The organism is Nocardioides sp. P4_G10 (genome assembly GCF_056401175.1).
Genome location: NZ_JBFUJV010000044.1, coordinates 1 through 4,648, shown reverse-complemented (window position 1 = coordinate 4,648; position 4,648 = coordinate 1). Strand labels below are relative to the sequence as shown.

Annotated in this window: 4 protein-coding genes; 3 read left to right on the top strand and 1 reads right to left on the bottom strand. The window is 75.6% G+C overall.

Annotated elements, in window-relative coordinates:
* Positions 1-1,952: helicase-associated domain-containing protein (locus AC1DP1_RS23135; protein WP_477508841.1), on the bottom strand; the 1,952-nt coding region annotated here is incomplete at its 3' end.
* 68 nt (positions 1,953-2,020) lie between these two features.
* Between AC1DP1_RS23135 and AC1DP1_RS23130 the strand changes: the two genes are divergently transcribed.
* From AC1DP1_RS23130 to AC1DP1_RS23120, 3 genes are all read left to right on the top strand, one after another.
* Positions 2,021-2,836: a PP2C family protein-serine/threonine phosphatase gene (locus AC1DP1_RS23130; RefSeq protein WP_477508840.1), complete on the top strand. Its 816-nt coding sequence runs from the start codon at positions 2,021-2,023 to the stop codon at positions 2,834-2,836.
* On the top strand, positions 2,833-3,945 hold the full coding sequence (locus AC1DP1_RS23125; protein ID WP_477508839.1) for an FHA domain-containing protein: 1,113 nt from the start codon (positions 2,833-2,835) through the stop codon (positions 3,943-3,945). Before AC1DP1_RS23130 ends, AC1DP1_RS23125 begins: the two co-directional genes overlap by 4 nt.
* Before the next feature lie 44 nt (positions 3,946-3,989).
* The coding region (locus tag AC1DP1_RS23120) for an RDD family protein (RefSeq protein ID WP_477508838.1) at positions 3,990-4,648 on the top strand (659 nt) is incomplete at its 3' end.

Below are 4,648 nucleotides of genomic sequence, written 5' to 3'. Positions count from 1 at the left end.
GCCGGGCGGCGGCCGCGGCGGGCGCGGGCCCGCTGCAGGTCGGGGCGGCTCACGCGGACCGTGCCGTCGGCGGCCTCGACGACCGGAGCGGCCCCCAGTTCGCGGAGCCGGGGGAGCAGGACGTCGAGGGGGGAGGTGGCGATCGCGACCGTCGGGGCGAGCAGGCGAAGGCCGAGGCTGCGCCCCCGCGGGTCGTGCACCAGCGCGGCGAGCGCGGCCTCGTCGTCGGCCCGCAGGAACGCCTCGGCGTGCCCGACCCGCACGGTGCCGAAGGTGCGGGCGACGTCCTCGACGAGGAACTCCAGGGGCTGGGGGACCGGCGTCTGCGAGACCGTCGTGAGGAAGTCGCGCACCTCGCCGCTGGACCACCCCGCGTCGAAGCCGCGGCGCAGCGACCCGGAGGTGAAGCGGTAGACCGTCGCACCGCCGCGCGACTCCACGTCGGCGAGCAGGTGCAGGCGGCGCGCCACCTCTGTCTCGAGCGGTCCGGGGGCGACGGCCGTGAGGTCGGCCTGCAGGAGGACGTGGTCGACCGGTCGGGGGAGGTCCGCGGCGATCGCCTCCGCGGCGGCCGGGAGGTCGCCGCCCGCGACGTGCCGTCCGCTGGGCGGCAGGCCCCCGGCGCCGGTGACGCCCAGCGCGGCCGCCTCGGCCAGCGCGGCCGTGACCAGGTCGGCGAAGATCGTGGGTCGACGCGGGCGCAGCCAGGCGATGCGCTGCACCAGCGAGGCGATGCCGGTGCCGATCGCGAGCACCTCGCCCTCGGGCACCTCGGCCAGCACCTGCAGCGCCAGCCGACGGGCCTCCTCGGCGAGCCCGCTCGACAGCTCGGGGGCGAGCGCGTTCCAGGACTTGCCCGCCGGGTCGCGCGAGCCGACCAGCGACGGCACCCGGCTGCTGGCGAGCCACCCGCCCACCAGGCGCGTCCACCGCTCGGCGAGCGGCAGGCCCGACCAGAGGTCGAACTCGTCGGTGGGCAGCCACGAGGGCGTCCCGTCGGCGGCGGCCGCCTCGGCGATCAGGCCGGACGTCAGCGCCACCTCCACCACCAGCGCCGCTCCGGGCTCGTCGACGTGCAGCTCGCGTGCCACCGCCTTGAGGTCGCGCACGGCGAGGCCGCCGCTGCGCAGGACGCTCGGCGGCTGCACGCCCCAGTGGTCGAGCAGCAGCTCCACCCGGCGTACGACGTCGAAGGCCGCCCCCGCGGCTGTCCGGGCGACGAGTGCGGCGTCGCGCGACGACGTCGCCAGCGGCGGCACCTCGTCGACCGGCTCCCGGGTCGTCCGGCCACCACGGAGCGCCAGGCCGACCTCGCCGGGCAGCACGACGGCGTCACCCTCGCGGGGGACGAGCAGGCGCCGGCTGATCAGCTCCTCGGCCGGCGTGCGTGCTTCGGCCGGCGACACGGTGCGCCGGGCCGATCCCGTCGTGCCTTCGCCGCCGTGGTCGTCGACGTGGCGCAGCAGCGCGGTCGCGGCCGGGGACAGCTCGGCGATCCGCGCCGCCAGCGCGTCCGGGCTCGCGGCCTCGGGGCTGGCCGGGCGCAACCCGCTGACGAGGCCGGGCATGCCGCGCATCGCGTCCGCCACGCCGGTGAGGGCTCGGACGCCGCCGGGGGCCTCCCAGGCCAGTGCCAGGTCGAGCAGCCGCTGCAGCGCCGCCGTCGTACGCGTCCTGTCGGCGTGGACGATCGAGATCAGGTCCGCAGAAGTGGTTTGACCTGCAACCAGGAGGGCATCAAGCACGGAAAGCTCGAGGCGGTCCAGTCCGTCGAGGGCCCGGTGGATCGACGAACGCGTCGCGGCCCGCGAGGCGAGCTGCGAGGAATCTTGAGGGGCGGGTGTGGCGAGATCTGGACGGGCCCTGAGCAGCGCCACGAGCCGGTCGTCCGGCCAGCTGCGCAGCTGGTCGGCGAGGGTGCGTGCGGGTGTCGTCCGCCCTGAACTGGACATCCCTCTTACGCTACTCGCCGGGCCGGCACCGCGGCCCCACATCTCGACACGGGGCGAAGAGGGCCGACATGCTGGACGTTGATCTGCACCACGGGGCGTCGACGGACGTCGGTCTGGTGCGGAAGGTCAACGAGGACTCCTACCTCGTGGCGCCTCCCGTCTTCGTCGTCGCCGACGGCATGGGCGGCCACTCCGGCGGCGACGTCGCGAGCCAGATGGTGGTCGAGGAGTTCCAGCGCCTCGCCGAGTCCTACGACCCGCGCCGCGGGGCCGAGCTCGTCGCCGACGCCTTCACCCGGGCACAGGCGCGCATCGTCGACTACGGCGACGCCCACCGGGCCATGCAGCCCGGCTGGCACGCCGGCACGACCGCCGTGGTGGCGGTCCTGGTCGTCGTCGACGGCGTCACCAAGTGGCTCCTGGCCAACCTCGGCGACTCCCGGATCTACCGCATCGTCGAGCGCCGGCTCGAGCAGGTGAGCGTCGACCACTCCGTCGTCCAGGAGCTCATCGACGCCGGCCGCATCACCGTCGAGGAAGCCTCGGTCCACCCCGAGCGGCACGTCATCACCCGCGCGCTCGGCAGCCCTGAGGGGATCCGCCCCGACTTCTTCCTCCTGCCCCTCGGCTCGGTCGAGCGCCTCCTGCTGTGCAGTGACGGCGTGACCGGGATGATCGGTGACAAGGAGATCGAGGAGATCCTCGAGTCCGTCGCCGACCCCCGCGACGCCGCCGACGCGCTGGTGCGGGCCGCGGTCGCGGCCGGTGGTCGCGACAACGCCACGGCGGTGGTGGTCGATGTGGTGGGATTGGTGAAGGACGCGACCTATGACTCCCGGCGCCAGCAGGAGAGTCTCGAATCGAAGCTGGGGGGACGACTGTGAGCACTGAGGCGAGGTTCGCGCCGGGGGACTGGTACGCCGTCGTCGGCGACGGGGTGACGGTCCTGCTGCCCGTCAGCCAGCGCGGTCGGGTGGCCACGCTGTGGGACCTCGCCGACTCCGGTGCCGCGGCCGACGCCCTGCTCGATGCCCTGCTCGCAGGCGGGCTGTCCTCGCTCGACCACTTCGCCCTCGTCGCCCACGACGACGACGCGACCCGCCTCATCGTGCGGGGTGCGCCCACCGCGACCGTGTCCTCGACCGGTGGCGAGGAGATCCTCAGCGCGTCCCCGGGCGCCACCTGGGCCGAGCAGGTCCTCACGGGCGTGACCACCGTCCGGGTGACGCTCACCGGCGAGGGCTCCGCCGACCACCCCCTCACCGCCGGCCTGGCCCGCGTCTCGGTCGTGGAGTTCGGTACGCCGTCCGCGTCCGCCTCGGGCGCCGCGGCCGACGAGCCCCCGCCCGTCGTCGTTCCCGAGGCCGCTCCGGAGCCGGACCCCGAGCCCGCCCTCGAGGCGGCCCCGGAGCCCGAGCCCGACCCCGAGCCCACCCCGGAGCCCCAGGCGGCCCCCGCGCCGCCCGCCGCGCCGATGCAGTTCGGCGCGCCCGGCGACGACCCGACGCCGACCGGCGAGACCCCCGTCGTCGAGGACGAGTGGCCCGACCGTGACGGCCAGACCCAGGTCGGCCCCTCGCACGCCGACTTCGAGCGCCCGCCCATCCCCGGCCAGGAGATCGCGCCGGACGTGGTCTCGCAGCCGGTCGCGTCCCTCGTCTTCTCCACCGGCGACGTGGTCGCCGTCGACCGCACCGTGCTGGTGGGCCGCGCGCCCGAGGCGGGCCGCTTCGCCTCCCACGACCAGCCCCACGTCGTGACGGTGCCCAGCCCGCACCAGGAGATCTCCTCGACCCACCTCGAGATCCGCCCGGGCGCGGGGGCCGACCACGGGTCGGCCATCGCGACCGACCTCGGCTCCACCAACGGCACCGTCCTGGCCCAACCGGGTCTCGACGCCGAGGACCTCAAGCCCGGCATCGCCGTCAGCCTGATCCCCGGCGCCGTCCTCGACCTCGGCGACGGCGTGACCATCCAGGTCACCAACCCCTGATCAACACCCACCGAGACCCCCCCGTGACCCAGCACCCCCAGGCCATGACCTACCCCATCGCCCAGCTCGAACGTCGCTTCGCCGCCCTCGTCATCGACCGCCTCCTCGCCTGGACCGTCATCGCCGGCGTCGGCGTGGCGACCGCGCTGCTCGTCTCCGACGACGTGTGGACAGTGGTCGGCGCGGTCGCCGGTGCGACGGTGCTCCTCTGGCTGGTGCTGTCCGTCGTGGTCGGCCTCACCGGCATGTCGCCCGGCAAGGCGGTGACCGGCCTGCGCGTGGTGCACCACGGCACCGGCACCCCCATCGGGGTCGGCCCGGCGCTGCTCCGGTCGCTCGTGCTGGGCGTGGCGGGACTACCCACCTTCGGCATCGGCCTGGCCACCCTGGCCTGGACGGCCGTGGAGGACCGCGGCCGCCAGCGCCGCGGCTGGCACGACCACCTGACCAACACCGTCGTGGTCGACGTACGCCCGGTCGTCGAGGTCGCCGACACCGCCGTCGACGACGGCCCGCGCCACATCGTCAACCTCACCGCGATGCGGCTCGTCCCGGCGCCGCCCGTCGAGCAGGTGCGGACCCCCGAGCGCACCGAGCACTCCATGCGCCGCCAGCCGCTGCCCGCCGACCTCGCTCGACCCGCGGCGACCCCGCCGCCCGCCCAAGCGCCCGCCCAGGCGCCCCGGCCCGCGCCCGCTCAGGC

Bases quoted from the DNA above. Each gene is read 5' to 3' on its own strand.
- AC1DP1_RS23130 (WP_477508840.1), top strand. From the start codon at position 2,021: ATGCTGGACGTTGATCTGCACCACGGGGCGTCGACGGACGTCGGTCTG.